General features: G+C 39.1%; 12 protein-coding genes. 1 reads left to right on the top strand and 11 read right to left on the bottom strand.

Annotation, left to right across the window (positions count from 1 at the left end):
- Positions 1–33: 33 nt before the first annotated feature.
- From BM179_RS16100 to BM179_RS16070, 7 genes are all read right to left on the bottom strand, one after another.
- Positions 34–4,146, bottom strand: coding sequence for a glycoside hydrolase domain-containing protein (locus tag BM179_RS16100; RefSeq protein ID WP_092018176.1), 4,113 nt, complete (start codon positions 4,144–4,146; stop codon positions 34–36).
- An 80-nt stretch (positions 4,147–4,226) separates the two neighbouring features.
- Positions 4,227–8,402 carry a T9SS type A sorting domain-containing protein gene (locus BM179_RS16095; protein ID WP_092018175.1) on the bottom strand — a complete coding sequence of 1,392 codons (4,176 nt, stop codon included), beginning with the start codon at positions 8,400–8,402 and terminating at the stop codon, positions 4,227–4,229.
- Between the two features lie 51 nt (positions 8,403–8,453).
- The gene (locus BM179_RS16090) at positions 8,454–10,652 is read right to left on the bottom strand and encodes an autotransporter outer membrane beta-barrel domain-containing protein (RefSeq protein ID WP_092018174.1); all 2,199 of its coding nucleotides are present in this window, start codon (positions 10,650–10,652) and stop codon (positions 8,454–8,456) included.
- Between the two features lie 89 nt (positions 10,653–10,741).
- Positions 10,742–12,202, bottom strand: coding sequence for a RagB/SusD family nutrient uptake outer membrane protein (locus BM179_RS16085; protein WP_092018173.1), 1,461 nt, complete (start codon positions 12,200–12,202; stop codon positions 10,742–10,744).
- 22 nt (positions 12,203–12,224) lie between these two features.
- A complete protein-coding gene (locus BM179_RS16080; protein WP_177219426.1) occupies positions 12,225–15,305 on the bottom strand; it encodes a SusC/RagA family TonB-linked outer membrane protein in 3,081 nt (1,026 codons plus the stop codon).
- A 471-nt stretch (positions 15,306–15,776) separates the two neighbouring features.
- Complete coding sequence (locus tag BM179_RS16075) at positions 15,777–16,646, bottom strand: sugar phosphate nucleotidyltransferase (protein ID WP_092018171.1); 870 nt, start codon at positions 16,644–16,646, stop codon at positions 15,777–15,779.
- A gap of 46 nt (positions 16,647–16,692) precedes the next feature.
- Positions 16,693–17,772: a mevalonate kinase family protein gene (locus tag BM179_RS16070; RefSeq protein ID WP_092018170.1), complete on the bottom strand. Its 1,080-nt coding sequence runs from the start codon at positions 17,770–17,772 to the stop codon at positions 16,693–16,695.
- 1,239 nt (positions 17,773–19,011) lie between these two features.
- On the opposite strand from BM179_RS16070, the gene BM179_RS16065 reads away from it, so the two are divergent.
- A complete protein-coding gene (locus BM179_RS16065; protein ID WP_092018169.1) occupies positions 19,012–20,157 on the top strand; it encodes a hypothetical protein in 1,146 nt (381 codons plus the stop codon).
- 163 nt (positions 20,158–20,320) lie between these two features.
- Here BM179_RS16065 and BM179_RS16060 read toward each other — a convergent pair whose 3' ends face one another.
- From BM179_RS16060 to BM179_RS16045, 4 genes are all read right to left on the bottom strand, one after another.
- The gene (locus BM179_RS16060) at positions 20,321–20,536 is read right to left on the bottom strand and encodes a hypothetical protein (RefSeq protein ID WP_092018168.1); all 216 of its coding nucleotides are present in this window, start codon (positions 20,534–20,536) and stop codon (positions 20,321–20,323) included.
- Positions 20,537–20,879: 343 nt separating this feature from the next.
- Entirely contained in the window at positions 20,880–21,449 is a 570-nt protein-coding gene (locus BM179_RS16055; protein ID WP_092018167.1) for a TetR/AcrR family transcriptional regulator, read from the bottom strand.
- A 351-nt stretch (positions 21,450–21,800) separates the two neighbouring features.
- On the bottom strand, positions 21,801–24,029 hold the full coding sequence (katG, locus tag BM179_RS16050) for a catalase/peroxidase HPI (protein WP_092018166.1): 2,229 nt from the start codon (positions 24,027–24,029) through the stop codon (positions 21,801–21,803).
- Positions 24,030–24,771: 742 nt separating this feature from the next.
- Positions 24,772–26,070: a glucosidase family protein gene (locus tag BM179_RS16045; protein ID WP_143095249.1), complete on the bottom strand. Its 1,299-nt coding sequence runs from the start codon at positions 26,068–26,070 to the stop codon at positions 24,772–24,774.
- Positions 26,071–26,075 lie beyond the last annotated feature (5 nt).

Raw genomic sequence — 26,075 nt, 5'->3', positions numbered from 1 at the left:
TGTCATAAATGTACCTTTCAGACTAATGATAAACTATTCTGATTTGATAATTTTATATGTTTGTTTATTATTGATTACTAATACATAAACGCCGGGAGATAAATTTGAAATATCTATTTTATTGGCTCCCACCTTATGAAGCTGCATTTCTTTTCCTTCTTCCGAATAAATATGCATAGTATTTATTTCTTCTGATAGCCCCGAAATTGTTACTATTGAAGTTGTCGGGTTAGGAAAAACAATTACCTTTGAAGAATCTATTTCACTTTCCTGATTATCTGTTCTTGCTCCGGAAATATTTTTCTTGTAAATCTTAATTTCCGTAATATTTCCGTACCCGCCATCCGGTGATAGATATCGAACATAACGGGCAGGAATACCATTCTGAGCAATACTCGTGAGATAGTAGTCCGTAAATGAAAGATTGGCATCTTGTGGGACAGTATAAATAGTAACAGGATTGCTAAAATTAGCATCTGTACTTGTCTGAAACTTTCCGCCACGCATTCTGTTTGCCCAACCATTTCTTGGTCTGAATACAATACATGAAATATTTTGTGTACTGCCTAAATCCAGTCCGGCCCACTGACCATTTGGAGATGGCGCATCGAACCATGTATTATTATTACCATCAAAAACATGTTCTTTAACATCACCATAATTACCAAAAGAACCCGGTGAACCTAAAACTGTCCCGCTTAAAAGAGTTGTTGTACCGGAACAAGCCGTTGCAGAACTAAAACTTTCCACAAAAATATTAAAATCTGTAGTACTCGTTAAATCCTGGATTCCGCAGGCAGCAGGTGTTCTCCATGTAGCATCACAAACCTGTACTCTCATTCTTACTAGCCCATTTACAGCATTACTCGGAACAGTTACATTAAATGAATAATTATTACTATTTGTTTCTGTTTGCAATGTTCCTCCAAAGAAAGAGACTTCACTATCTTCAAATGTATTATTCCCATTCCAATCAATCCATACCTTTGTTACGGCCCTAAATGAGGCCATAGATGTTATAATGTTTACATTAAATATTCCTCCCTGTGTGGTAGTGATCCAGGTAGAAGAGAATTGTTCATAACCACCTTCGGAATATTTATCCCTGGAATAATTAATATTTGTTTTAGCATTTGACGTAGTAAGATTTTGTATAAAATACCCTTTATATTTACCTCCTCCTACAGCACAATACCTGTCTGATGCAAAGTAATTATAAGTATTTTGCTGAACCGGGCTTGTTGATCCGCTCTGCCAGCCAAGTGTTACCGTTATCGGTCTTCCGTCTGTGGGTAATGTAGCAGTCTGGGTTGATAATGTACTACCGCTCAGTGTCTGGGAATTAGTGATCATATTTCCAAAGTCCTGATAAGAAGTTGTAAATATCCATTGCGAAACAGGTGTTGTTCCGTTACTTGTCCATGAAAAAGTACTGACAGCATTTGTTAATTGAGTATTAGGTACCGGACTATAGATAGAAGGAGAACAAGCTGTCAAACTACTACTTATTTCAATGTTAAAATCCGTAGTACAGGATACTCCATCAATGAGGCAGGCATTAGGCACATCGTTCCAGGCATCCCTGATCTGTACCCTCATCCTGGTAGTCCCTAATACGGCATTGGATGGGACTGAAATATTGAAGCTATACTTTGTCAGATTAGCACAACTCTGAAATATTCCTGCTGAAAAAACCTCTTCTCCTGAGTCGCTGAAATCTCCATCTCTGTTCCAATCTATCCAGGCCTTTGTACGACCACAAACAGCGGTCTGAGAATTTTGCAGATTAAACATAACACTACTGCCAGGCTTCACTTTTATGTTATTATTGGTATAGTAATCATACCCGTTTAAAGGAGTATAGCTCTGATTATAACTTATATTTCCATTACAGGCATTTGTGGTTTCTAATTTTGAAAGATAATATTCGCCCGTATTCCACTGAGTAGAAGCTGAACAATAAATATCTGAAACGAAAAGATCAAAATCCGTAGTTTCAGTAAAATTGTTAATTCCACAGGACACCGGTAAAGCTTGCCATGCATCTCTGAGCTGGATCCTCATTCGTTTTTTCCCAATACTTGCCCCTGTCGGAACAGTAATACTGATCGTGTAATTTAAAGGATTGCTGCATGATTGAAAAGTACCTCCTGTAAAAAAATCCTCCCCTGAGTCTAGAAAATCATTATCCCCATTCCAGTCTATCCAGACTTTTAGCCTCGCACAATTGGATGCACTTGAGCTATTTAAAATTAAGGAAAAATTGGTTCCTGCTCTCGCTGAGATAAAAGATGAGGTATGATGGCTAACTCCCCCTGTGGGATAAGTACCACCTGTAAAGTTAAGGTTACTTATGGCACCTGTTGTACTGGCGCTGGATAAATAATAACTTGTATAACTTCCTCCCCCCACTTTACAAACCCCATAATTTCCTGAAGCAATATCCTTTAAAAGCTGCTGCCCCTGCACTACCAGCGGAAATGCACCTGTTCCGTTATTTTTTGTAAACTGATTAATTTTTGCATTCAGGGCAGCCAGTGCTTCCAGGTCAAAAAGGTCGGTTGAAGCACTTAATTGATTCCGGAGTATTTTACTTTTTTCAAAATCCTGAATCCCGTCTCTTAATAGTTCCAACCGGATACTGGACATAATTTCGGCATTTGATTCATTAGAACTTCTGTAAATCATGGCAAAGTCCCCGGCTGTGTTCCCCTTATTTCTTAGCTCAAAAGGGTTTATATCATACCAATTGTCATAGCCCCATCTTAAATATCCATCCAGGTTCTCCTTTAAAGCATGCCAGGACATCCAGCTCATTTCAGCCGGGTTATTTTGCGGGGTAAGATAATTATTCGGAATTGTTTCAGAGCAACTGGTATAAAAGGTAGATACCGGATTGGTATGCCCTGTTGCTAAAGCTAAATTACCGGATTTATCATACAAATTACTCACTACGTCACTACTTAACTCTTTCCAATGTGCCACTCCGATTTTCCATGCACTATTGTTGTTTTTTATCAGCGTTATAACCTGCTGCATTTTGTCATCGGCTATCTCATCCATAAATAACACGGTCTTATCAAACCAGCCATTACTAACCAAATAGGTTCTGAAACTTGTTAGGAAGTCATTCCACCTAGTATTAAATGTTGCTGATCCAACCGGAGCACTTAAGTTTTTCATCGTACTGCTGCTCTCATCCCAATATGGAATCACATCCTCGTTCCATCCAACCAGAGAGAAACAATTTATCTGTCCGGATATACCTACAGAATCTCTGAGGAATTTCACATATTTTGTAAAAGCTGAATAATCATAGTTCCATGTACCATTGGTTTTTAAAGTCCATTTTATCATTGATGGGCCACCAAGTGCCTGATCCTTGATATGTGTAGTTACTGCTTTTTGCCCCATATCAGCCAGTAACTTATATTCGGGCTTAATCAACTGCAAATGTTGGTCGGACCAGACTGCAATCTGAGAATTGGGATGACTCTCATTATAATATTTTAATATCTGATAAGGATATTGCCATAAATCCAGGTGGAAAGACCATTGAGAAACAGCCGGAAGTGTTTTATCCACTACCTGAATGCCAAGATTAAATGTTTTCTGTACTGTGCCATTGACTTTAACCTGAATAGTACCGGTATAAGTCCCGACAGCTGCGGAAGAAGGTATATCAACCGTTACCCATATTTTAATCGGGTCCTGCGTAGTTAATGTAGAAACAGGTATAGCAGATAAAGCATCTGCTATCTGTACAACCGGCTGATTAGCCCGGGTTGAATATTCAGAACAGGACCTTGCTTCCGGATCACCATTAGCATATTGTGCAAATCTAAGTTTAATATTGGAGGACGGGATAGTTTGTGTTCCCTGAATCAGATCGCTTACTGTATAACTGATATTATTAAGGCTTGTAGTTCCCGAATTCCATAATACAATTTGTTTGTAAAGTCTGTCTCCTTTCCAGGCAACATCGCTCCATTGCAGGGAAGAAGTACCTGTAAAAGCCTGCCCGGATTGATATCGGCTGAATTTACTGTCAAATGAGCCTTGTAAGTTTTGACTAAAGGTCTTTAAGACCATCAAAAACAAAACCAATCCCAGCAGCAATCGTCTTAAAAGAAAAAATATTTTCATAGTTTCATTGGGTTTTATTTAATAATTGCCGTTAAAGATTACAACGGCAATTATTAAACAGGTTAGCTAAGATTCATTTTTCAATTATTAATCACCACTTTTTTAGTAAAGTGTGAATTATTGATAATCGCTTTGATGATGTACATTCCGGTAGCTAAATCTTTTGTTTTTATAGTAAACTGATCTGCAGAATCGGCAATATCTGTATGCACGAGTGCTTTTCTACCTAATAAATCAAGCAATTCAAAATGTACCTCCCCGCTGACTTTTTTAGAAAGGAATACCATTAATGCTCCGTTATAGCTTGGATTGGGGGCAACTTCCATAGCTAATTCAGGGCCTTCTTCTGCCGCTTCACGACTACCGCTCAAGGTTGAGGTATAAGTAGCGACCAACGTAGATGTTGAACTGTTTGCCGGATTATTCTGATACACTTTCACGACATTCCCGGGTGAGGAAAGCAAACCGGCTGTCTGATTACTGACAATCAGTTTTCGTTTGAATCGGATGTCATTATAGAAATCCTGCTGATCTTTGTAGTCATCTGTATAATCGGGTGCCTGAATGTTTTCCGGATTTGCAGGATTAGGCGGGGTTCCAGTAAAGGCTCCATTAGTTGCGCTGAACACTTTCGCCAGATCATAAATACAGCTTGGATTTGTACGAGCCCGTATCCCATAATAGTCGGTATATGAAAGCAGAGGAATGACAAACTGCCATGGTGCACTTAGCTGACTTGCATAGGTACTTGTATTAAACAGTGTATTCTGAATATAGTTGTTGTATTGATCAAGATCCGAAGGATTAACAATACGTTTGACACTTGAGGAATATACGTACGGTGGTAACCCTTGCTGACCTATAGAATTTTTATTGATATTCAGCCAGTTACTTGAGTAATGAAGTGCCCAGTCATTCCAAAACCAAGCTCGTCTGACCAATCCATCATATCCGTTGACATACGTTCCTACTTCAGATACAGGACTCACTGTAGTTTCACTACCTCTCATGGGTAAATATTTCCAGGTATACTCATCAGCATAATCATTCGTTTTTGACCATCTGTTTGGTTTCGGATAGCCTGCAGCATCATAATAGTTTCTTCCCTCTCCCGTTTCGTCATTCACCGTCGCCCGGAATCCATCCTGATAACGATACTTGCTTTGGAGATCCTGGAGTCCATAAACCCAATAATTAGTTTTATTGGCAGAAGAAATTCCCAGCCATCTCGCTTCATTATCTGATAAGTTGCGAGGTACTGCAACAAGGCCTTTTTCATTGTTGGAGTAGTCCACCACCTTGATTTTACGATATAATTCGCTTCCGTTCCGATATACCACTTTTAAAGCATAATATCCGGCTGTTGTAAATGTACATGTTAAGGTTTTCTTTAGTGTACTAATAGTTGAAACACCACTAACTGTACCTGTTGCTCCGGAGCCAATCAACGTATAGGTATTGGTATTATCCGAACCATCGCTGTTAAGAGGTTTAAGATAATATTGAAGATAGGCTTTGGTAGCGTTTGGCGTGCTGCTCTTCACTTTTTCACCATAAGTTCCAATAGAATAAGAACCATCAAGCAAATAATCCCGAACGCGTTTCGCCATTGACCGATTAGAGAGATACCATTCTTCATCATTGTTATCAAACATGAACGGATCACCATCCAAAGCGGTAAATGTCAAAGCTGTATTTGTATTCACTATATAACTACGATCGAACTTATTAATGTATTTGGTCGAAGATCCAAACTGGCGAGCAGTTGTAAAATCTCCACCTGAAGCTTGCCTGTACTCTTCCTGAAAAATACCTGTTCCTTGTCCTGGTCCTTCAGGAAATGCTTGACCATTCATCTTTTCAATGCCACAGAACAAGAGAAAGATTCCAGACAACTCCTTCCCTGCAACAGGGACTTTCTGCGAAGTACTCGTCCGCTGGTAATAGGCTGTAAGCCATCCATAAGCCGGTTTGTCAAGATTGATTCCTCCGGTTCCTTTCTTATTTACCCACTGCTGCCAGCTCGTTTCACCTGATGTAGAATAAGGAGTCAGAATCTGGTCTTTTACGCTATAGCTCGTTTCCGTAATATTACCTAGACGATCCATGGAAGAATAAACAAGTGTATACTTGGCTTTTTCCGCATCAGTTTTATTAGCAACCCCCCGTAGCCAATACCTGACACCTGTTTCACCATAGGAAGGTGTGCTTTCTCCAACCAACGCTTCGTAAAATCCCAGACTACGCGGAATCTCACGGATACTTTCACTATCCAACGGAGACGAAACATTCATTGTGATGACTATTGTTTTCGAGCCTCCGCCTATTCGGATTACACCCGGATGCATAACGTTCGGGCCATTTCCATCCGGATGATCCCAATCTGTATTCCGGTCCTGTATTTCATATCCTGCATACAATCTTCCTGATGCCTGTGCATTGAAATTCTTGTTAAGCACAAATTTGCGTTGCGCATTCACCACGTCGTTAATTGCAAAACCACTTTCGGGGAAACCTGTATAATCATTGTAATTCTGATCCTTCCCTTCCGGCATCGTTTTCCAGAGCAACTTTTCCAATTTGGTAATTCCGGCGGACTGTTGACATCCCGGCGTAGTACATGGAGTCAATGCACTTTTATTGGGATCTTCCGTTACCTTGGGATACTTCGTGTTGAAATAAGCCAGTTCATCATCATCAAATCCTTTCATAAACTTTGTTACCCCATCATACCCCTGCACGTTAGGTTCCCATGGCCAGTTGTTCGAATATGTGAGATATTGAATATTCAACCCCTCCTTCTGATCCTGTCGCTGGTAAACAGGCGCACTATCAGTCCCCATATTTTTACAGGTATAGGAAGCAACCCCTTCTCCGGTTCGCGTCAGATAGGTAAGACTTCCATCAGAGTTAGTGGTAGTCGCAAGATGGCATTTAGGCCAGGTCAATGATGGTGTATATTTCGTCACATTGCCATCCATAACCCTGTCGGCCGTCCAACTCCAACGATAACGGGGTAACCCTTGAACCATATCTTTCTGCCAGCTCGGGTATAACTCAGATTGGGTTGATGGACGCGACCGCATCATCAGTGTATGAACTCGCGAGTCATAACCGATAAATGGTCTGGGGCCACCCGGTTGAACATTTGGATTGCAGTGAAACATCATGTCGCCGGCAAACGCAGCCGGCCAGACAGATGGGACACCAGCAATATCCGGTGCATTATCCAATGATGATTTGTATTCGATAGAAACATCATCGCCTAGCTTCAGAGATACATTAGCGAGAATTTCTTCTGCATTACTATCAGCGGTATTTACATTGATCCGTTCTGTACCGTTCACCAGCAATTTAAATTGAAAATCATCTGACCCAAAATAGTTATTCAAATCACTAAACGTCAAGTTGGTTTTGTTGCAAGGCAATCTGATTCCTTTAAGTGTCGCATTGGTAACTGTAACTTCAACAATCGTTTTAATAAACGGAGAATCCGTTTCTATGCATTCAATTTCATCTTTATCTTCCAGATCTGAAAGACTGAAATCGCCAATTAATTTTTTATTAAACAAACTACTTGCTATTGCATTAACGATGCATCCACCAACCATAGCCGGAATCTTATACCTACCCCGGAAGTAATATCCAACACTCCGAGCTCCTTTGATACAAGCCGTTCCGCCTTTCAACAATGCAATTAGGGAACTCGAAGCTCGCCTAACATCGATTATGTTTCCTGTATTTTTTTCTTTATATGCACGACATGCTCTGGGATCATAAATTTGCATCGATGACAGCCGCATTAACATATTGGATTCAGAAACATTTATGAGAGACATAGAATCTAGAGGGTTCTCAATCTGTATAACTCTTGCCTGTTCAACATAGTCCAAAGAAGACGAGCTATTATGATCCGAATAGCATGAATACAATTTTGGACCTTTTCCATCTGTGACCATAGGATTATACAAGTACACGTTCAATTCTATTTTCCCACCAGGGCCAAAATTGTCTGCGTAAATACCTCCGTTTCTGTAACCCGCTACACCGTCAACACTATAGTATAGCATCATTGCATTCAATTCCTGAACATCTGAGCCCGTAGTCCCCATCTTTGCGTCTTTTGCATTTTTGGGATTGAGGCTGCTAAAAGTACGCGAAGTACTACCAACCGTAATTTGGCCGATTGCCGGCAACGGTAATAACATTCCAAGACATAAAATAACCTGGAGTAAGCTTGTCAGTTGTTTCATCATGATTTGTGCTTTTATCCGGGCCTAGTTTTCCCGTGCCCAGAATAGTTTCAATTATTTTCTAATCTGTTCCTTAAGCACTTCCAACTCCATTCGTAACTGTTTCACCATATGTAATTCTGCCTCAAGAATCTTAATTTTCTTCTGCTGTTCAATCGTATACAACATCAAATGCTCTATTTTTTCCAGGAATACAGTATTCAAATTATGACTGGAATAACCATCTTTTCTTACTTCCTGTTCAGAAGGAATCCCTGGCAAATGTCGATACTCCTGAATAAATTTTTCGACTTCCGGCAACTCAGGCAACAGATATCCAGGTTGAAACACTTCATCCTTCCAAATCGTTTTTGGTGAATAAACAAAGTCCTCACTAACCACCCCTTTTTGCACCCACAAATTATATTTCTTCAGGTAATCACCCTTTACTGCACCAGCTTCAATACCTCTCCATCCACCGATATAGGTTGGTCCGCCAACTGTCAGTGCTGCATTACCTACACGGGCGTCTGTGTTGATGCTAACTGAAGTAAGACTATCAGAATCATTATTAAAGATGGCATGACCATGAACATCCATTAACAGAGTGGTTGAATTGGAGACGTTTTTGCCTACTTCCAGTTGTACCACAGGCGTCGTTGTCCCAATTCCCACACGTCCGTTCCCATCCAGCGTCATAACGTGTTGCGTTGGAGTTGCTGCAGTAGCGTCTGTCCCTTGTTTCCATGTATAGAAATCAAGGGCATTCCCTGCCATTCCACCGCCATTATGACGGGAACGAATCGCATGCATGTAATTTGCTGTGCCGTTAAAGCCAAACAAAAGCTGCTCATTACCAGTAGTTGCAGTATTGCTTCCTCCCTTCAAAAGAGTGGTTGTTTGAGCCATATTTACCCCACCCGAAAACGTAGCTCCTCCCTCATTCCAGAATTTTATTTTTCTGTTTGTACCAGAGGTTCCGGCTCCGATAATATCAAGTGCATCAGAGGTAAAGGTCTGATAGCCTATCTTACCGGCATTCGCTTCCCGCCCTGAAATCGTTGAGCCTAAATCCAATAGAGTTCCAATACTTGAAGAACCAGTCGGCGTTTGCCAGGAAGCTAAGCCATTGGCATCGGAAGTCAGGACTTTTCCATTACCCGGTGTACCTCCCGTTATTTTAAGCTGCCCATTTACCTCTAGTTTTGCGCCAGGAGTAGTGGTACCAATGCCGACATTACCATTTCCATCTAGCGTCATGACATGTTGAGTTGGGTTAGCATTAACAGCATCCGTTCCATATTTCCATATATAGAAATCCAAGGCATTACCCACCATTGCAGTACTGTTATGACGGGAACGAATAGCATGCATGAATCCGCTTCCACTCCAGCCAAACAATAGCTGCTCATTACCAGCTATTGTAGTAGCACCACCTCCCATCATTAGAGCAGTCGTTTGAGTCATGTTTACACGGCCTGAAAACGTAGCTCCTCCTTCATTCCAGAATTTTATTTTTCTGTTTGTAGTAGAGGTTCCAGCTCCGACAATATCAAGTGCATCAGGCGTTAAGGTTTGATAGCCTATCTTACCAGCATTCCCATCACGCCCGGTTATGGTTGAGCCTAAATCTAGAAGAGGTCCTATGCTAGAAGAGGTCAGCGTTTGCCAGGAAGCAAGGCCATTGGCATCAGATGTCAGGATTTTTCCACTGCCTGGTGTACCTCCCGATATTTTAAGTTGCCCGTTTACCTCTAGTTTCGCACCGGGAGTAGTAGTACCAATACCCACATTCCCGTTTTTAAGCAAAGTCATCAGCCAATATTCGGAAGCGGTACCTGGACATTCATCCGTTCCTGAACAAGGGTCCCCATTCGCTTCTAAATAACCAAATCTTAAATCATTAAATCTCTTATACAAACCATATTTATTGTGTCCACTTGCCCAATCAACCGTTTCGCTGTTTGCTCTAATAGTTCCAACATTTCTTAATCCAGTGTAAGCATTATAACCATCTTCGGATCGATAAGTATCAAGTGAACCGAACGTGAGATAATTATATTGCGCCCAGTTCCTATTATCAAGTTCATAATAAGATTCTGTTGAGCTGTTACTGGTAAGAGGTGCAATTCTTTTTGTATATGTACTCTGCGCCCTTATGTCTATAGTCAAGCATAAAATCACAGCACCCAAATACAATAATTTCTGTAGAAAACACCTTTCCCCCAAAGAAAAAACGACTACCTTTTTAATAAAATTTTTAGCATTTTTCATATTTTTTGTTTTTTGAAGTGATAAAAATAATTCTTTTACGAAGTCATCTATTTTGGTGGGTCAGGAAATCTATAAAAATGATGCAGCAATTAGTATCCCGGATTTTGAGTAAGGCCTTTTATCAAAATCAATTCAGTAGAAGGTTTAGGAAGTAACTTACGGTTATCATTTACATCCGGATACCATCCTTTCATCGTTGATACAAGCAGATTACGACGCACAAGATCAAACCAGCGGTTATGTTCAAAAGCTAATTCCCAGTTGCGTTCGTCCAGTACTGCTTTATCAAAAGCATCTTTCGACAGGCCGGCAGGCAAATCGGCCAGGCCGGCACGTTTCCGAACCTTATTGATAGCAGCCAGCGCCGCAGCAGACGGACTTCCCTCGGCCTGATTAGCTGCTTCAGCGTATATCATAAGGACATCAGCAAAACGTAGCAGGGGAGCACAAAAATCTCCGTCACTTCCATTGCAAACATCATTGGGGCCGCATGGGGCACCGCCATCACGATATTTGGCGATATAAGGTTGTCCATAATCAGATTTCTCCCAGCTAGTGCCATCCCGCAATTGAGTATGAAAGGATGCATCTTTGCGCGGGCCTTCCGGAAACATGGCAAAGAAGCGTTTATCTGTCTCAAAATCTCCCCAGCCGCCTTCTCCTCCATCCCAGGGTCTGGTTGCTAAATGAAAGTGGCTCGCAGAGATATGTCCGCCATTTGATACGCCTTGCAGCGCAAAAATGAATTCTTTGTTGCTAAGTTTGTTTTTAACCAGCCAGAGGTCCGCAAAATTGGGCTCCAACTGATAAACATTCATGTCCATCACCTCTTTAGCCTTGTCACGGGCAAGGGTATATTTATCATTCTGGTTGAGAGGCCAGCCAGCCATTGTCAGATATACTTTGGCTAATAATGCTTTTGCAGCTCCCTGTGTAGCTCTGCCCTTTTCACTGAATGTTACAGGTAATTTAGTTTCCGCATCCTTCAAATCCTTCACAATCAAGGCATAGATATCTGAAACGCTGGATTGTACTACACTCTCGGTTTTGGTTTGATTTTCGTAGGTAATTAATGGTACCTCACCAAACCAGCGGGTAAGGTTGAAATAACTAAGCGCACGGAGGAACTTAGCCTGTCCTTCAAATTCTGCCTTTTTATCAGCGGAAACACTTTGAGCATTAGGTAAATTGCCTATTACAAGGTTGGCATTAGCAATACTGGCATAACTTATTTTCCAGAGTGGAGTTGTTATTTCATCGAAAGAGCCGACATTGGCATTAAGAGCTTCTATCCCTTTCCAACGCTTTATGATGGTATGGATATCTTCAGCACCTGCCTCAGCAATAAAGGGAAAATCGTAGTCAAACCCATCATAACCCTGAAATAATGGATGGTAAATACCTGTCACTGCTGTCTCAAAATCTGACGAAGTCTTATAGAAATTCTCAGGAGCCAACAGACCTTCCGGTTTTTCATCAAGACTAACGCAGCCTGCAGTTAAACCTAATGCAAAAATTAGCGGATATATTTTTTTATATGATGTCATCATCTTCTGTTCTTGTATTAATATTTTAAAATTTGATATCTAAGCCCAATGTGAATGTTTTTTGAGCAGGATAGGTAGCTAAGTCTACACCGGCCCGGGTATCAACGCCGGAACTGGATTCAGGATCAAAGCCTGTGTACTTTGTAAAAGTGAATAAATTTGTTGCACTCAAATACACACGCAACTGACTCATTTTTAAACGATTAATTACATTTTTCGGCAACGTATATCCTAAAGAAATATTTTTCACTCTCAGATAAGAGCCATCCTCAAGCCAGCGCGATGAGTTGAGGCGTCCGTCATTACTACCTTTAAAAGAAGGAACATCTGTATTTTCATGCTGCGGAGTCCATCTGTCCAGCACTTTACGGCTTGTTGCATCTCCATCAGAGCCGGGCGCCTCAAAGCGAACCCTTGAAAGGTTATAAATCTTATTGCCCTGTACACCTTGCAAAAGAATGTTTAAGTCTAAATTTTTATAGCTAAAACTGTTATTCCAGCCGAAAGTATATTTAGGCTGCGCATTCCCGATATCAACAATATCTTTATTGTCAATTACCCCGTCTCCATTCTGATCTATGTATTTTGAATCACCGGGAACGGCTCCGTATTTTTTAGCCTGCTCTGCTTCCCCACTTTTCCATACGCCGTTATACTGGTATCCTCTGAACAATCCTAATGGCTGGCCAACTTCAAGCCATAGACTTTGTCCAAAACCGGGAAGCCCTGGATTTCCAAGTAATATTTCAGTCTGACCTTCAGCCAGAGCCAGTACTTTGTTACTATTTGAAGCAAGGGTAAAACCTGTATGCCATGTAATATCCTGTTTAATCGGAGTACCTCCAATGTATAGTTCAAAGCCTTTGTTTTCAACAGAGCCCACATTTTTCAGGATAGTACCATTTCCACCGGCAGTCATCGGAGTAGGTACCGACAATAATAAATCGCTGGTTTGTTTATTATAATAATCAGCAGAAAGCTCTAATCTTCCGTTAAGGAAAGTAGCATCCAGACCAATATCAGATTGTGTTGTTTTCTCCCAGCGTAAATCCGGGTTAGCATTTCCCCCTACTCCTACTCCTGTGCTAAGATTTGTCCCATTTATCGGATATGGATTGTAGGTATTTAAGGAGGCTAAAGACTGGTACGGAGAAATCGCCTGGTTTCCGACAATCCCATAACTTCCCCGAAGTTTCAAATCGTAAAATACATTTTTCAGGTTCGTCATAAACGATTCGTTTAATATATTCCAACCGATGGCAGCTGAAGGAAAACTTCCCCATTTGTTATTCGCACCAAAAACAGATGAACCATCAGAACGTAAAGAGAGTGTTAATAAATATCTGTCTTTATATCCATAATTTACACGACCTAAATATGACATAAGGGTACGGCTATTCCGATATGAACTTGAAATCTGCGGTTTTTGACCCAACGACAAATTATTATATGTAAGCGCATCGGTAGAGAATCCTATTGCGCCGGCATAACTTCCATTATTTTCTTCAAATTGTTGCTCTACTACTCCGGTTAATTTCAAATTATGCCCTCCCTTTATTGCCGTTTCGTAAGTCAGCATATTTGTATTCTGAAGAAACAGATTCCTTTGATTAACAATACTTGCCATTTCTGTTCCGCTTGCTCTGGTAGGCAGCGAATTAAAGTAGTCATTTCCCTCAAACTCGCTACTTCTGTATGAACCCAAAACTGTCAGATTCAAACCCTTTAAAATCTGATAATTTATGTTCCCTGTAAAATTGGTGGTTGTGGTAAGATAATCACGTACAGGCTCCGTTGCTAAAGCCAGGGGATTGTAATTTGTATTGGGTCCTGCACCACCGCCCGGAAGGGTATAATTGCCTTGTGAATCATATATAGATTTGGTTGGTGACCAGACCAATGCCGAAAATACAGGGCTACCAGCATTATTTCCGGCAAAAGTATTCAAAACAGTCGGGTGATCCATTTCCCGTACTAAAAAGCCATTTATACCCAGGCTTAACTTTTCAGAAAGATTGGTTTTCAGATTTGTTCTGATCGCATAACGGTTATAAGAAGAACCTTGCACCAAACCTTTCTGGGTAGTGGCATTCCCTGAAACATAGTATGAAGTTTTTTCAGTGGCATTACTGATGCTCAGCTGATGGTTCTGTGTAAATCCGTTCCGGAAAATGGCATCCTGCCAATCTGTTCCCCCCTTCGCCTTAAAGCCTGCAATATCCGCATCTGAAAATACCGGATTCTGTCCATACTCTCTGCGGTTAGCATTAACACTCTCGGCATATTCCGCTGCATTAAGCTGATCGAGTTTTTTACGAACCTGGGTTACACTAAAATAAGTATTGTAAGAAATTTCAGGAGCATCATTTTTACCCTTTACTCCTTGTTTAGTTGTAACTAAAATTACCCCGCTTGAGCCTCTTGAGCCATAAATTGCCGTAGCAGAGGCATCTTTTAAAACTTCTATTGATGCCACATCATTCGGATTCAATGTGGTAAGACTTCCTCCCTGCATTCCATCAATTACAACTAAAGGGTTATTCCCTCCGTTGATAGAACTTGCTCCACGAATACGAACGGATACCTGAGCATTCGGAGAGGCATCAGTATTTTGAATATTAACCCCCGCTACACGTCCTTGCAATGATTGGTCTACCCGAAAGGAAGGAGCTTTTTCTATCTCCTTCATCTTTAAGGAAACCACTGACCCGGTTATATCGCTCTTTTTCTGGGTCCCATACCCCACTACAATTACACCGTTTAATTCAGTGGTATTATTCTGGAGTTTTACAGTAATAAAAGTCTGTTTTCCAACCGTTATTTGCTGGGTTTCGTATCCCACAAAACTAAAAGCCAAAACGGAATTTTCACCGGCAACATTGATAGAAAAATTACCATCAGTATCTGTTACAGTACCAGTCTTTGTACCTTTCAAGGTGATAGCCACTCCAATCAAAGCCTCCTGACTTGTCGCATCAATGACTTTGCCTTTTACAATAGTTCCAATCGATTTATAAGGTCCGGTTTTTGACCAGCAAACTATTTGTGTAAGCAGTAAAATCACTACTAAAATCAATTGTTTAAATTTAAATAAATTATTTCCCATAAGGTAAATGGTTAAAAATGAAGAAGATCTTTTGAAACTTGAATTGTCTTTTACTTTTTGAATATCCCTTGTAAGAGGGATATTTTTCCCATAGAAGTCCATGCCTGCATGATTTATAATGCAAGACCAAAACAAACACTCTGTTATTCTCTTAATCCGATCTTTTTACAGAACACCCGGATACTTTTGTGCAATAATCCGGTGTAAATTTGCACAAACATTACCCGTTTAGATGTTTTAAAATAATTTATGTCCCGTATACTACTAAGATTACTTGTAACATTCAAATAACCCAATCATTCCAATCTATTAAGGTGATATTTGTTGATATTTCGGTGATATTTATATTTTCTCGGCATATGTTCAGATATTCACTGCCGTCTGCTCACTAATAAAAAATAAACAGGCGGCAGTTTTTTGAAAGTGTTTCAGACGGATTGATACAATAATTATCATTAAATCATTAAATCATTAAAAAGTATTTTGGTACTCCCTTTCCAGATACTCCTGTACTATACTGATGTCATATTTACTGGTAAGATCAGGGACATTTTCATCTAACGGTATTACATATACGGAATTAGGAATTTTATGAACTAACAGACTAACGGCATAGGGCAATTCCTTTTCATTGCGAACCGGATGGAAAGGTGTATTCTCGAGACAGGGGATCAGCTGCGATGCTTCCATTACGAAAGCATTCATACTTACTCCAACCCGGCCGTCTTTCATCTCTATTGCTTTGGTCTGCTCTTCTTCAGGCTTTTCAATAATATTCTCTAAAAACCCTTCATCATTTGTCCTAATAACTGCAAATGCTTTGATTCTTTCTTCGGGGAATTCCAGCGCAGATTTACCATAGCTGATCAAGGCATTATCCGACTTACAGTTCCAAAGCAGATTTAAGGCGTTTACAGAATAAAGATTGTCGCTATTCAGAATGATAAATCTGCCTTTCTGCCACTCTTTATGTTGTTGAAGAGCCTGTAATACAGCGTCTGCTGTTCCGGCGGGTTTCACCCGATCCTCTGCAATATACTGTGTAGCAAAAAGAATACGGAGTCCAAACGTTTTATCCTTTGCCATCAGGTTTTCATAATAAGCCTGCGTAAAATTATCTTCCGGATGTAAAAGAAGTAATAGCTCCTCAAACCCAGCCAAATGAGCGTTGTAGAGTTCATAATCGATAAGAGACTTCCCGTCCTGTCCTACTGAAATCATACCTTTTGTTAAGGTATCTGCCTGCTCAATCAACTTAGCGTCAACATTCTGCAAATTTTCAGCAGCTTTCTTCATTCTCGATGCTACACCTCCTGCTAAAATCAAAATTCTTTTTTTCATTATATGTTACATGTTTTGACAATTTGTATAAATAATTCTGCATTTATTAAGACAACACCCGGGTCCCTTCGTCCACTACAACAATATAAGCTTTCCCGCCTTCCCGCTCAATTGCATCAACTACTGCCTCAGGATTCCCGGGAGCATAGGCAAACATACAGCCTCCCCCTCCTGAGCCGTTAATTTTGGCACCAAGTGCTCCTGCATCAATCGCGGCATTAATCATTCTGTCAATCTTTTTTGTAGAAATCCGTTTAGCATCTCTTAGATTATCCTGATGAAGATTCAGCAGCATTCCCAGCCTGGAATCGTTTATTAAATCGTTCTCAAACATATATTTTGCTTCCTTCAGAATATCCCGGTCCGAAAGATTGCTTTTAAATAAAGTAAATTCATCCTGAGTCAATAACGACTTATACTTATTTCCCTCCTCATAAGGAAAAGTATGAAGATCAAAATCCGGGTCAAAGGCCTTAATCCGTCTTATAATCTCCAGCATTCCATATTTTACATGTTTCAATATCCCAAGTGTATCTTTGGCTTCCAACGAATCGCCGAGTACAAATGTCCCGAGTTTCGGGCTGTATTTTTCAGTACGTATTTCTGGTGAGGTTTCAAGATACATAATATTGCCTATTGCAGTTGCATACTGATCCATTCTTCCTCCCGGTTCACCAAATTCTTCCACTTCAGCCAGATAAGCCAGTTCTCCAACATATTTATTGATATCTTCATGTTGTAAACCAATTGTTTCCAGTAAAAATTTAGTCCAGGAAACCACAAGAGCAGAAGAGCTTGAGGTCCCTGAGTTAATCGGGATATTTCCGGTAACTGTTACTTCAAAACCCTTGTCAAAATTTACATTAAGTTTTCTTTTCAGAAGGTTTAATACACTTTTAAAATAATCTCTTTCTTTATGGTAAATCAGTTCCCCGTTTAATTCAAATTCCTCCGTCTGACTTATGTCAGGCATGTGAATAATTATTTTGTTGTCAGCTCTGTTTTTTCCGCTAATATAAATTCTTCTTGAAATTGCCGCAGCAATTACCGGTAAACCCAGATAGTCCTGATGCTCTCCGAAAAGGCAAATCCGGCCGGGTGTTGAAATAGTTAATACTTTATTCATATTTTGATTTTAATTTCAATTCTCCACGATTTCAGGCTCCAGCGATGTTATCAAATCACAGATTCTTTACATCTAATCATGCTATAATATAATTGGATGGTCAAATGTAATAGAATTTTATTCAATTACTAATCATAAGATAATCAGTATTTTATCAAAAAAAACGCACAATCGTTTGCATCAATAACACAAACGATTGTACAACTTTTGTATTTTTTTGCACATTTCATTCGGGCAACCAAACTGTAAATCCGGCAAAAAATTTATATCTGCATTTTACCGATACCAGTCTGATATTTTCCTAAAAAGAAGACTATTGCCTCTCAGAGGAATTGAGAAAGGCCTTTGTTGAAAAGAAAAGATTCCTCCTGAGATACAATCAGAAAACAGCAAGTATCGAAAATGGCTATTAAAACAGATCTATCAAGAAAGAATTACCCATTCCTGATCACAAATGGTAAGAAGAAAACGGTAAAAGAGGCCATATCCTTAGCAGAAAAGACATACTTTTTAACCAAAAAGGCATATTTGCAATCTGGTTAGTAAATATTCCAACAAAGCCAGGTATTTTTACCAACGGATTTCAAACACGCGGGGGTGTGTTGGAATTTATTGAGGACAAGGTGATGACTCCCTTGTCCTCTTTTATCTGATTATATGTGATTAATTTCTGAAGGTGTCAGCCCGGCTTCTCCACATTTTCAATAATCAGTAGAGATTATTGGACTCAATTCTCAATTGACGAATGACATAAGTACCTAAGCTGGCCTACTGATTAATATAAACTTTATTGGTGTGTTAATTTAAATCATTAAAGCCTTTTCCTCCTGGGAAAGGGCTTTTTCGTTTATTAAATAACCTCATATTTAGCCATTCAGACATTTTTCATAACAGAAAAGTCTATTAACAATCTGACATTTAAAATACTCCCCAAAGCTAAATATATTTACCCCAGGATACTTAAACATAGCGGGAATTTACCTGAGTATAAATCTCTTCTTTCTGTTGCTTTTTTTATCAAAGCATCTTATCCGGTAGGGAATACCCTATTTCAGATCAATTAGCAACTGATTCAAAACAATTTAACAAACAATGCATTGCTATTAAATAATTACGAAAAATCCAATCATATTTTCCCTGCAACTCTCATACTTAATCATGAATTTCTCACTTTTTGCCGATCAGTAATTAATCAAGTTTTTAAAAGAGAATCAGTTAACCTTAACAAATACATATCTTATGAAAAAATCTATCACTAAACACTTTTTTTATCTTCTTGCCAGCACCAGCCTGTTCTGTGCCTGCCAGAAAGACTCCATTTCAGATCTTGCTCCCAAGGAGGATATCACCATTGAAGAAAAGGGAATATCTGATATTCAGGATCCATCAGGTGTTATTATTAAAACTTATAGTTTTGATAATGATCAGAATTCATCTCTTATGTTTCAGGACGATGAGTCTGAAGCCGTGATGACTTCGGAAGACAGAGCTTACAATATCGCTCAGGTCCTGCGGGTAAAAGCTATAGACAATAAAAATATTGAAATTGCCAATTTTGCTCCGTTCGATATCAAAAATGCTACCATACAGGCTCAAATTCCGGGCAGTACCAACAATCCTATAAGGCTTTTAAAAATTAACATCATAAGAGCTCACGGCAAACGAACCATCCCATACCCCTTTGTAAAAAACACTACACTTTTTGTAGATACAGAAGGCAATAAAGTTGATTTATCTCAATATCAAAGCACAGGAATCTTACCTAAAAATATATCCTTTGATTTTGCCGGTGACGGCCCGATTGTATCCAGGCTTAAAAAACTGTCTAAACTTAAATGGAACATAAAATATCACGATTTTGACCCGAACAATGATCCAGCTAATAATTGGGCAGATGACATTACACCCAAGCAGGTTCGTCGTTATACAGGACTAATGATTAATTTAGGTCTGGTTGCTGTATCTAATGACTTTAAACAGGATTTCTTAAAGGAACAGATCATAGGGAATGATGGAATTACACCTTTAACTCTAGCTCAAAAAGAGAAAACTTATAATGACCTTATCAATTTCGGCCGTTTAAACTGCGGTGTTGTTGGAGGGCCAAATAATGTGATTGGCTTAGGGGGCGGATCTACTTTTGGACTTGCAGATTACCTCTTAAAGAATTATATCAATAAAGTTGGTTTTGGCGATGTTCCAGCCCATGAATTAGGCCATTGTCTGGGATACAATCATTCTTCTAATATGACCTATCCTCAAAAAATAAATGGAGTAAATACAGGATTTAGTCCGGTAATGATCAGAGCATTTACGAGATTCTTCGAAAAGAATGAATTCTCTGTCAGATTGGATAACTATTACAAGCCAAGTGACTTTAATTAATAAAATACGAAAGGATTAGGCTTTTATAAGTCTAATCCTTTGATAAAGATTAATCCTGCCAGAATCTCTTTTTCATCCTTCAAAACTTACAACCCGGAAGGACAGAACCATTTCAGAATCCGGCTTTAAAATCGCGGAATATTAAGGAAACAATTGTTTGTACCTATTTTCCTATTATACTCTTTGCCTCTTCAAGTTTTAATTGAGCATATGTAATATTTTCTTCCATGCTCGCTACCATAGCTTCTAATTGAATTTGTGATACCTCCGGTTCCCGACTTTTCACTTCCTTTAGCCGGATTAAAGAGGTTTGTATCAAATATTCTAATCTTTTAATATCAAGACCGGATACCTCTTCCTTATACTTCTCTGAAACCATACTACTTAATTTTTTGAATTAACTTTATACACATTCAGTACAGCCATTACTATACAAATTATGCTGGCATAACCAGATCTCTGTATTTTAACTGTGAGAATTTCTCCACCACAGTAGCCCAAAAAAAAATTGATATTTATTGATATTCTGTGCACCGGGAGCCCTGAGTAAGTAAAAAAAAGCCTAATCCTAAGGTTCAGGCTTTTCCATTCTCCATATTCTAATCAAACTAAAATGGTAATTGCAACAAATATTGGCATCGGCACTTCTTAATAATCTTAGTCATATTCATCTCATAAGAACTTATGAAATCTATACAATCACTCTTCGTTATTTTTCTTTTCTAAATTCTTTTTATACCATCCCAGCAAACCATAAATGCCGTTTCAAGCTCAGAAATAGAAATATTATATTCTCTGGATAACTGAAGTCTGACCAGGGCATATGCGCTTCCCATAATCATCGAAATCAATATCTTCGGAGAAATATCTCTTAAAACCTGCGTGAAAACAGCTTTTCTAATGAAATCATAGACAGGTTGATCCAGTTTCTGCAAATCAGCTCTTGAAATAGTATTAACAAACTGAGAATTGACGAATTGCTCCAGGAAAATGAACTCATTTTTATTATCGGTATAATGATTAAACAGCAGAAGATAAAAAATTCGGAAACGATCTTTAAACAGTCTGCCAGAGTCATCATTTTTAAACAGAATTTCATTCATCCGTTCCTTATGTCTTACGAACAGGGCATGAATCAATTCATCTTTATTCCTGAAATAATGGTAAATAGTCTCAGCCGTAACATCAGCGTGTTTGGCCACATCTGACATTAGGATAGAATGAAGATCATGTTTCACAATAAGTTCAAGTACGACATTAAAAATTGCTTCTTTTTTATTCAATCCGGTCATAAGGCTTTAGAGTTATGACATGTTCATTACTAAAAATCTGTCAGTTATTGATTCCTTGAACTGCAATAGTATTATTTTTTATCGTCTTAAAATTGCTACAAGCCTAAACCTCAAAATTCTGACCTGTATAACATTTAATAAACAGTCTATATTTACCCTTTATAATATCAACTATACAAGTATAATAAAGGAATCAGGTAAACATAATAGCCTGCTTTAAAATATGGCTTTTTTGACAAAAGAATAGACTTTTTTGCATCATAAAGCTTGTTTTTTTTTAACAAAAGATAAGATAAAAAAAGAGGTGGCTTGCAAGCAAACCACCTCATAAACTAAATTATTGTATTGAAATCAGGCAATATCAAACCGTCCAAGATTCATCACCTTTGTCCATGCCGCTACGAAATCCCTAACAAATTTCTCATGAGAATCGGCACTGCCATAAACCTCTGCGATAGCACGAAGCTCAGTATTTGATCCGAAAATCAAATCAGCACGGGTTCCTGTCCATTTCAGTTCACCGGTTGCACGATTACGTCCTTCAAATACATCCTGGAAATCAGAAGCAGCTCTCCATGTTGTTCCCAAATCAAGCAGATTTACAAAGAAATCGTTTGTAAGGGTTTCTTTACTATTTGTAAATACACCATACTGAGATTGATCAAAGTTAGTATCAAGTACACGCATCCCTGCTACAAGAACCGTCATCTCAGGTGCTGTCAGAGTCAATAATTGTGCTTTATCAACCAGAATTTCTTCAGCTGAAATTGTATAATGTCCCTTCTGATAGTTACGGAATCCGTCCGCAATTGGCTCGAGAACGGCAAATGATTCTACATCTGTCTGTTCCTGTGAAGCATCAGTACGTCCGGCTGTAAACGGTACAGTAATATCCTGTCCGGCATTTTTTGCAGCCTTCTCTATTGCTACGCCACCGGCCAATACAATCAGGTCAGCAATTGAAATCTTTTTTCCTCCGGTCTGAATCGCATTAAATTCTTCCTGAATACTTCCAAGAACCCCTAATACTTTAGACAATTGCGCAGGGTTATTAACAGCCCAGTCTTTTTGCGGGGCAAGACGAATACGTCCGCCATTAGCACCGCCTCTTTTGTCAGAGCCACGGAAAGTTGAAGCAGATGCCCATGCTGTCGAAACCAATTCAGATACTGATAAACCGGAAGCAAGAATATTTTTCTTTAATTCTGCAATATCATTTTCGTCTGTTAAGTTATGATCTACAGCCGGAACAGGATCCTGCCAGATTAATTCTTCTGTCGGCACTTCCGGACCAAGGTATAATTCCTTAGGCCCCATATCACGGTGTGTAAGTTTAAACCAGGCACGTGCAAAAGCATCAGCAAAATCATTAGGGTTTTCAAAGAAACGTCTTGAAATAGGCTCATAAACCGGATCCATTCTCAAGGCTAAATCTGTAGTAAACATGATCGGTGTATGACGTTTCGACGGATCATGCGCATCCGGAACTGTATTAGCTCCCATGCCATGTTTTGGTATCCATTGATGAGCTCCCGCCGGGCTTTTTGTCAGTTCCCACTCATAACCAAACAAATTCCAGAAATAGTTATTACTCCATTTGGTAGGAGTAGTTGACCATGCTCCTTCCAAACCACTTGTAATTGTACTTTCTGCATTTCCTTTTCCAAAAGTATTAATCCATCCCATACTTTGTGCTTCAATACTTGCCGCAGCTGGTTCCGGGCCTACATATTTACCCGGATCAGCAGCACCATGCGCTTTTCCGAAAGTATGTCCCCCTGCAATCAAAGCAACTGTTTCTTCATCATTCATGGCCATACGGGCAAATGTTTCACGAATATCCCGGGCTGCTGCCAAAGGATCCGGATTTCCGTTAGGGCCTTCAGGGTTTACATAAATAAGCCCCATTTGAACAGCAGCCAATGGATTTTCCAACACGCGATCACCAGAATAACGCTTATCATCCAGCCATTTTCCTTCTGTTCCCCAATAAATATCTTCTTCAGGCTCCCATACATCCGCACGTCCGCCACCGAAACCGAAAGTTTTAAAGCCCATTGACTCCAAAGCGCAGTTTCCTGTCAGGATCATTAAATCCGCCCATGAGATCTTTCTGCCATATTTTTGTTTAATTGGCCAAAGCAATAAACGGGCTTTGTCCAGGTTTCCGTTATCCGGCCAGCTATTCAATGGTGCAAAGCGTTGAGTTCCTGCACCTGCTCCCCCGCGCCCGTCAGCTATCCTATATGTACCTGCACTATGCCAGGCCATACGAATAAAGAATGGACCATAATGACCATAATCAGCAGGCCACCATGCCTGAGAAGTAGTCATCAGATCATTGATGTCTTTCTTTAAGGCATTAAAATCAAGTGATTTAAATGCTTCAGCATAGTTAAAATCATCTCCCATCGGGTTAGATAACGAAGAATGCTGACGTAAAATGTTTAGCCTTAACTGATTTGGCCACCAATCCTGATTTCTTGTACCACCACCTGCACTTTGTTTAACTGGTGCGGTTGCTCCATGATTAAATGGACATTTTGCTTCTCCGTTGGCGGAAGATGAATGATTTTCCATTGATATAGTTTTTAACGTTTTATGATAATAATGATTTTTTTATAATTTTTACTTATTGATTCCAGTTAAACATTCAGGTCTTTTAAAAATTTATAAGCAATCTGTTTTATTACTCTTTTTCAATGCTGTAAAACCTCTTATTCTCTTTTTTAAAGTTCCGAAGATTATATGTTATTTTCGCTAAATAATGTTAAAATTACGATTACCAATATTATAAGTCAAATTGATTGATTTTATAATTATATAGTTTTTATCTATATTCATAAAACTGTTTTGTCTGCTGAGTTCAATGTACATCCCAAACTATCGGCCAGACTGCTTATCTTCTGAAACTTTTTATCATGAAAGATATTATTTCATCGTAACCTTCATTTCCGGGTACATTGCTTCTGCTTACAGACACTCAAGATATAGCAAATTATAATCAAAAAAGATAATTAATATGTGTGCAGGACAATGACACTCCTCAGTATGTCATTATGTTGTGGAACAGACAGGAGGCAGATTAAAGAAAAGGTTGTTATTATATACAATCAATGGCTAATTGAGCGAATCAGGATATGGCTGACTACTTCATGCTACAAATTGTGATCATTGCATTCTTTCAGAATATTAATTTTGATAAGTCTGATTGAGATAAGACAGATGGCTGTTAATATTCTGCTTAACAGAAAAAGCGGAATATTAACAGCAAATAAGATTAAGCAGTTTTAATTATATTGAATTTCTGCTGGTACTTCCTTTATTTTTTCAAATTTTCCATCATCACAATGGCTTCATACAGAACCCCTGCTTCACCTCTGAATGTGCCTGAACCACGGGGTTTATTATCCACTGAGTACCATTCATAAAAACCATTGTTATCTTTTACCCGTTTTACCATTGGTTGTATCTGCTCATAGGCATCTTCTGCAAAACCATATTTAACCAACTGTTGTATCATTCTGGCACCAAACCATGTCCAGTCGCCTCCGTTCTGATAACTGTAAACAGGATTCATTATTTTATTCACAAAATAGCCATCAGGATAAGGCGGGTAAAGAGTAAGACCAATTGATGCCGCACCGGACTGTTGTACTCTTTTCTTCATTTCTTCCAGTGATGCTTTTATTTCTTTGCGACTGAGTAATCCTGCTTCAATTGCAACAGCAGTACCCCCAAAATAATAAATTTTATTCTCATCAAAATCAGCCGGAAATGGCGAACCTTTCAGGTAAATATGCGGAATAAACTTTTGGTGTTTGTCATCCCATAAATACTTTCTGCAATTTTTAGCAATACTCGTTTTTATTTTGCTCCATTTCTGATTGGCAGAAGGATTCATTTCTATCAGATTATTTAACGCAACCACCATCATAGCGTTGTCATATATATCAATCGCCGGATGCGTATTCTTATCTAAATCAACTCCCCAGCCTGGTTCAGGTTGAACATCACCCCAGTCAGCTGTGGTGGCACCGGTAATTAGCCCGTATTGTTTATCAAAGCGATGATTCATTAAAAAATCCATCGCCCGGTTAAGTCTTTCTCTTACGGTTTCTTCTCCTACTTTTTCATTTAAAATGGTTTTATCACCTGTAAGCTGAATATATTTGTAAACAGCCTGTACCAGCGAAGTTTCCTGATCGGTTTCCACTGTATTTTTATGCCCTGCATAGCGGGGTTCCAGTTTTGAATAGGAAAAATCAGTTTCTCCTTTGCCGATTTTTTCAGCCGGAGTAAATCCATCAATGATATTGCCATCATCGCCCTGCATGCGAAAAAATACCAGAAGATTTTCTTTCAGCACTTCTTTGGGATATACCTGAGCAGCCAATTCAATAAAAGTATTGTAATCACGAATCCACACTTCCCTGTAACCATCACCCGCATTAAAACCTGTTTTCATTACTCCCAGAGCTTTTGCTTTTACAAAGGCAAAATATTGATTATTCTTTATTTTTTCAGAAAGTGAATGGCTGTCTGTTACATTTACCTGTGCAGGAACAATTAAAGCATGAAGCAGCCATATTGCTAAAAAAACATATTTCTTCGATTTCATTTTTT

Origin of the sequence: Pseudarcicella hirudinis (assembly GCF_900115665.1) — a bacterium.
In the GTDB taxonomy this organism is placed as follows: Bacteria; Bacteroidota; Bacteroidia; order Cytophagales; family Spirosomataceae; genus Pseudarcicella; species Pseudarcicella hirudinis.
This window is presented reverse-complemented; position numbering and strand designations above follow the sequence as displayed.

Excerpts from the sequence above, each read along its gene's own strand:
- BM179_RS16100 (WP_092018176.1), bottom strand. The coding sequence starts at position 4,146 with ATGAAAATATTTTTTCTTTTAAGACGATTGCTGCTGGGATTGGTTTTG.
- BM179_RS16095 (WP_092018175.1), bottom strand. The coding sequence starts at position 8,402 with ATGATGAAACAACTGACAAGCTTACTCCAGGTTATTTTATGTCTTGGA.
- BM179_RS16090 (WP_092018174.1), bottom strand. The coding sequence starts at position 10,652 with ATGAAAAATGCTAAAAATTTTATTAAAAAGGTAGTCGTTTTTTCTTTG.
- BM179_RS16085 (WP_092018173.1), bottom strand. The coding sequence starts at position 12,202 with ATGATGACATCATATAAAAAAATATATCCGCTAATTTTTGCATTAGGT.
- BM179_RS16080 (WP_177219426.1), bottom strand. The coding sequence starts at position 15,305 with ATGGGAAATAATTTATTTAAATTTAAACAATTGATTTTAGTAGTGATT.
- BM179_RS16075 (WP_092018171.1), bottom strand. The coding sequence starts at position 16,646 with ATGAAAAAAAGAATTTTGATTTTAGCAGGAGGTGTAGCATCGAGAATG.
- BM179_RS16070 (WP_092018170.1), bottom strand. The coding sequence starts at position 17,772 with ATGAATAAAGTATTAACTATTTCAACACCCGGCCGGATTTGCCTTTTC.
- BM179_RS16065 (WP_092018169.1), top strand. The coding sequence starts at position 19,012 with ATGAAAAAATCTATCACTAAACACTTTTTTTATCTTCTTGCCAGCACC.
- BM179_RS16060 (WP_092018168.1), bottom strand. The coding sequence starts at position 20,536 with ATGGTTTCAGAGAAGTATAAGGAAGAGGTATCCGGTCTTGATATTAAA.
- BM179_RS16055 (WP_092018167.1), bottom strand. The coding sequence starts at position 21,449 with ATGACCGGATTGAATAAAAAAGAAGCAATTTTTAATGTCGTACTTGAA.
- katG (WP_092018166.1), bottom strand. The coding sequence starts at position 24,029 with ATGGAAAATCATTCATCTTCCGCCAACGGAGAAGCAAAATGTCCATTT.
- BM179_RS16045 (WP_143095249.1), bottom strand. The coding sequence starts at position 26,070 with ATGAAATCGAAGAAATATGTTTTTTTAGCAATATGGCTGCTTCATGCT.